General features: G+C 60.6%; 5 protein-coding genes. 2 read left to right on the plus strand and 3 right to left on the minus strand.

Annotated features, from left to right (window positions below):
* Window positions 1-146 precede the first annotated feature (146 nt).
* Window positions 147-419 carry a hypothetical protein gene (locus SGJ19_24465; GenBank protein MDZ4783412.1) on the minus strand — a complete coding sequence of 91 codons (273 nt, stop codon included), beginning with the start codon at window positions 417-419 and terminating at the stop codon, window positions 147-149.
* Between the two features lie 56 nt (window positions 420-475).
* On the opposite strand from SGJ19_24465, the gene SGJ19_24470 reads away from it, so the two are divergent.
* Window positions 476-1,465: a hypothetical protein gene (locus tag SGJ19_24470; GenBank protein ID MDZ4783413.1), complete on the plus strand. Its 990-nt coding sequence runs from the start codon at window positions 476-478 to the stop codon at window positions 1,463-1,465.
* 276 nt (window positions 1,466-1,741) lie between these two features.
* Window positions 1,742-2,350 (plus strand): nicotinate-nucleotide adenylyltransferase, encoded by a 609-nt coding sequence (gene nadD / locus SGJ19_24475; GenBank protein MDZ4783414.1) that lies wholly within the window; start codon window positions 1,742-1,744, stop codon window positions 2,348-2,350.
* A 7-nt stretch (window positions 2,351-2,357) separates the two neighbouring features.
* Here nadD and SGJ19_24480 read toward each other — a convergent pair whose 3' ends face one another.
* Together SGJ19_24480 and SGJ19_24485 are read right to left on the minus strand one after the other, a co-directional pair.
* Complete coding sequence (locus SGJ19_24480) at window positions 2,358-3,362, minus strand: thioredoxin family protein (GenBank protein ID MDZ4783415.1); 1,005 nt, start codon at window positions 3,360-3,362, stop codon at window positions 2,358-2,360.
* A gap of 192 nt (window positions 3,363-3,554) precedes the next feature.
* Window positions 3,555-3,957, minus strand: a 403-nt coding sequence (locus SGJ19_24485; GenBank protein MDZ4783416.1) for an SMI1/KNR4 family protein, incomplete at its 5' end; no start/stop codon positions are given.

The raw sequence follows: 3,957 nt of genomic DNA on the forward strand, positions 1-3,957 counted from the left end.
CTGCCTACGCGCACGTTTCCCGCTCATGGAATGAACCTCCGCTTGGGTCTATGCTAACCCCAACGGACGAGAATTCCAGTTTCAGGTGAAGCAGGACACCTTCACTGTCCCCCTTTTGGCGTCCTTTCGCGTGTTTCGCGGGCAACTCAATACGGCACGACTTCGTCCAGGCGGGAAATGCCAACGACTTCGCGTAACGACAACCAGACGCGGCGGCGATTCGTGCGGATGCCGTGGAGGCGGCTGTCGAGGACGTATTTTTCGCGCGTGGTGCCGACGTCGCGCAGGTCGTGGACGTCGACATCTTCCAGCAGCAGGAAGTCCGCGCGGTGCTCGGCGAGTTTGCCCAAATAGACGTATGGGCTGACCACGTCGATCACCACCAAGGCGCCGATCAGTTCTTCCAAAGGACTGGACATGCGTGCCGTTCCGTTCGATCTTGACCCTGGGGGCGGGTTCACCTAGCCTCCCGCGCATGATTCTATCCTGGCGGACAATCCCGGTCTTGTTCCTGGCGGCGGCGAGCCTCTGCGCCGTCGCGGCTTGGGCGGCGGAGCCGATCGCGCTGGCGCCGGAGGAAGGGCTGCTGATCCTCCAAAACGGCGAGGTCATCCGCGGCAAAATCACCCAGTCCGGCAACCGCTATTACGTGGCCTTGCCGGGCGGCGAATTGCGGCTGCGCGCGGACGATGTGGCTCTGCGTTGCAAGGACTTGCGCGAAGGCTATGAGAAAAAGCGCGCCCAACTTCGGGGCACGCGGGCCGACGAGCATTTGGAATTAGCGCAATGGTGCCTGCAACAAGAATTGCTCGACGAGGCCGCAGTCGAAGTCGCTCACGCGGCGCGATTGGACGCGGATCACCCGCGCATTCGCCTGATGGCGCGCCGGTTGGAATTGGCGAAAACGGCTCCGACGGCGCCTTCGGTCGCATCGCCCCTGCCGACCAAAACCAACGATCGCCAGGAGCTGGATCGTCAAACCAAGAAGCTCCCGCCCGAGGTGATGCAGAAATTCGCTGCGGCCGTGCAGCCACTGTTGATGAATTCATGCGCTACAACGGGCTGCCATGGCGTCGGCGCGAAGTCGGAGTTCACGCTCGCCAAGGTTCGCGGCCAAGGAGACCGGGCGCGGCGCCAGACGCAACGCAATCTGCTGGCCGTGCTCGAACAACTGGACCAGAGTCATCCGCAGGAAAGCCCGCTGTTGGTCCGACCGATCGAACCGCACGGCGGCGCGGACACGGCCATCTTCACGCGGCAAAACAGTCGGCAATACTTCGAACTCTATGAATGGGTGCGGCTGGCAACCGGCAACGAGGCGATGAACGCGGCCGCGCGCAAATCGGCGCCGGCGGCGAACGCGGACGTCGAACAGGTTGGCTTCAAGGCGGAAGACGATCAGGAAGCGACGCCGGACCCCTTTGATCCGGAGGAGTTCAATTCGCAATTTGGGGAAGCGGAGTAGCGGGTCGACTCCGGCGATTTACCACGGAGTGCACGGAGGACACGGAGGGCCTGTTTCGGTTGGAACCGCGTAGGCGCTGAGGCGCGGAGAGGAGAAAGATGAGAAGGGGGAATGGCGCGAGGGAATGCAAGCGAGCGGTGTTGAACGTGGCGATCCACACACTGAAAACTGAACACTGAAAACTTCAAACTCCGCCGCGAAAAACGATTGATGTCTTGGTAAAATGCAGCGCCGCCCAGTCGAGAAGCGGCGACTCATTGCACTCGCGGCGGCTCCATGCGACTTGGCATTTTTGGCGGTACTTTCGATCCGGTTCACTACGGGCATTTGCTGCTGGCTGAGAGTTGTCGCGAGCAGTGTCGGCTCGATGCCGTGTGGTTTATGCCGGCCGCCGCGCCGCCGCACAAACTGGGTCGAACGGTGAGCGGCGCCGCGACGCGCATCGAATTGCTACAACTGGCAATTGGCGGACACGAGGCGTTTTCCGTGTCGCGCCTCGAGGTTGATCGCGGCGGCGTGAGCTACACCGTCGATACGCTCACGGCGATCCACGTGGAACAGCCCGCGGCGGAATTGTTTCTGCTGATGGGCGCCGACACCTTGGAAGACTTGCCCAACTGGCTCGAGCCGCGTCGGATTTTGGAGCTCGCGACGCCGGCGGTGGTGCATCGCGCAGGTTCGCCGGCCCCGCGATTCGCGGCGATCGCCGAGCTGATTTCGCCGGAACGCTTAAAGGTTGCTCAGCAAAGTCAGGTCGAAATGCCGGCGCTGGGAATTAGTAGCACCGAGATTCGCCAGCGCGCCGCGACCGGTCGCAGTTTGCGATACCTGACTCCACGCGCCGTGGAAAAATGCATCGAAGCCCGGGGCTTGTATCGCGGCTAGCCTTGCGTCAATTCGCCTGTACCGCTTCCACGGCGACAGGCGCCGGAGTTGGCGGTCGGTCGTACTTCGCCGCGTTCTCTTGCAGCGTGCGCTCGATTTCCGCCAGCCGCTCGCTGGACAAATCCGGCGCGCTCATCTTGAGCATCTCGATGAAGTACGCGATCTCATGCGGCTTCACCGGATAGCCGATGTTGCCTTCGGGCGACTCGGAATTGACGAGCGGCTCGCCGTGTTCGTCGAGGATCACCATCCACGGGATGCCGGTCTCCGTCTTGCGGAAGCGATCCGACACGTCTTGCCCGGCGGTCATGCGTTCGGTGTCGATCTTGGCGATGACGAAATCGTCCGCGAACAGTTCATGCTGTTCGTGCAGATACTTCGTCAACACGCGGCACCAGCCGCAACCGGGCGCGCCGAATTGGAGGATGACACGCTTGTTTCCCCGGTCCGCGTCGGCGACCGCTTGTTGCAGGACCTGTTCGGCGTTGCGTCGTTCCGGAATCCACTTGGTGAGAAACTCCTTGACCTTGGCGACGTCATGCTTCGGCCCGTCTTCCAGGTCGCCGGTGTTTTGATTCACCAGCACCGCGCCGCTCGGATCGAGCACCGTCAGAAACGGCACGCCGTGATTCTTGTTGTCCTCGCCATAGCTGTCGCGCAGGGCTTCGTTCGTGTTGACGTCGATCAGGACGACTTCGTACTCAGCCAACAGCAACTGGCGAAGCTCGTCGTTCTGCTCGAACACGTCATGCAGCTTGTAGCACCATCCGCACCAGTTGCCGCCGAATACGACCAGCACATGCTTCCCTTCCAACCGCGCCCGCTCCAACCCCTCGGCGACGAGTTGTTTACCATCGGCGGCTTCATCGTAAATCGGCTCGCGCGGCTTGGGCTTGTCCGTGGACTCGACGGCAGAAGCTTCGGCGGCCGCTGGCGGCTCAGCGAGGATCGACGTCGGCATTGCGAACAAACCCGTTGACACGATGCACACAGCGAAAATGAAGCGTCGCATGATTCGGCCTCCTGACGGAATTGTGCCTCGACTCGGACGTTGGCTTGGGGAAGCCAGTGGGCAATTTACCGAGAGAGCACAGAGCAATGCAAGTTGCAATTCTGAGAAGTGGTACTGGATCGCCAGAATCTAGCGTGATGATGAATCACCAGTCGAATTCGCACGTGCCAGACTGACGCACAAACGATGACCCTACATCGCATCACAATTGGAAACGTACTCCTTCGGAATCCATTGCCCTTCTGTTTTGCCATCGGAATAGCGAGTGTAGCAACCGCAGCGGAACAAGAATCCGGGCGGGTCATCCACAATCAACGCCAGGAAGGCTTCAAACGACTCGGCAAGCGGTTCCTCCTGGAAATCGTCATGGTCGTAGTAGTAGACTCGCTCCTTGCCATGCTCTTCGTGGAGGACAAAGTAATTGCCCGACTCGTAAATCTCTCCGAACACGACGCCTTCGCGGAACCAACTTGGCATGTCTTCAGCTTCCAACTCATAGTTCCACTGTCTCTTGTGATTGACCTGGCGTAACTCTTTTTGTACACCACTCTTCCGTTGGCCATGACGGCTGGGGAAGGAGGGTGTGATGGAGCGC

It is taken from the genome of Planctomycetia bacterium, assembly GCA_034440135.1.
Taxonomy (GTDB): Bacteria; Planctomycetota; Planctomycetia; order Pirellulales; family JALHLM01; genus JALHLM01.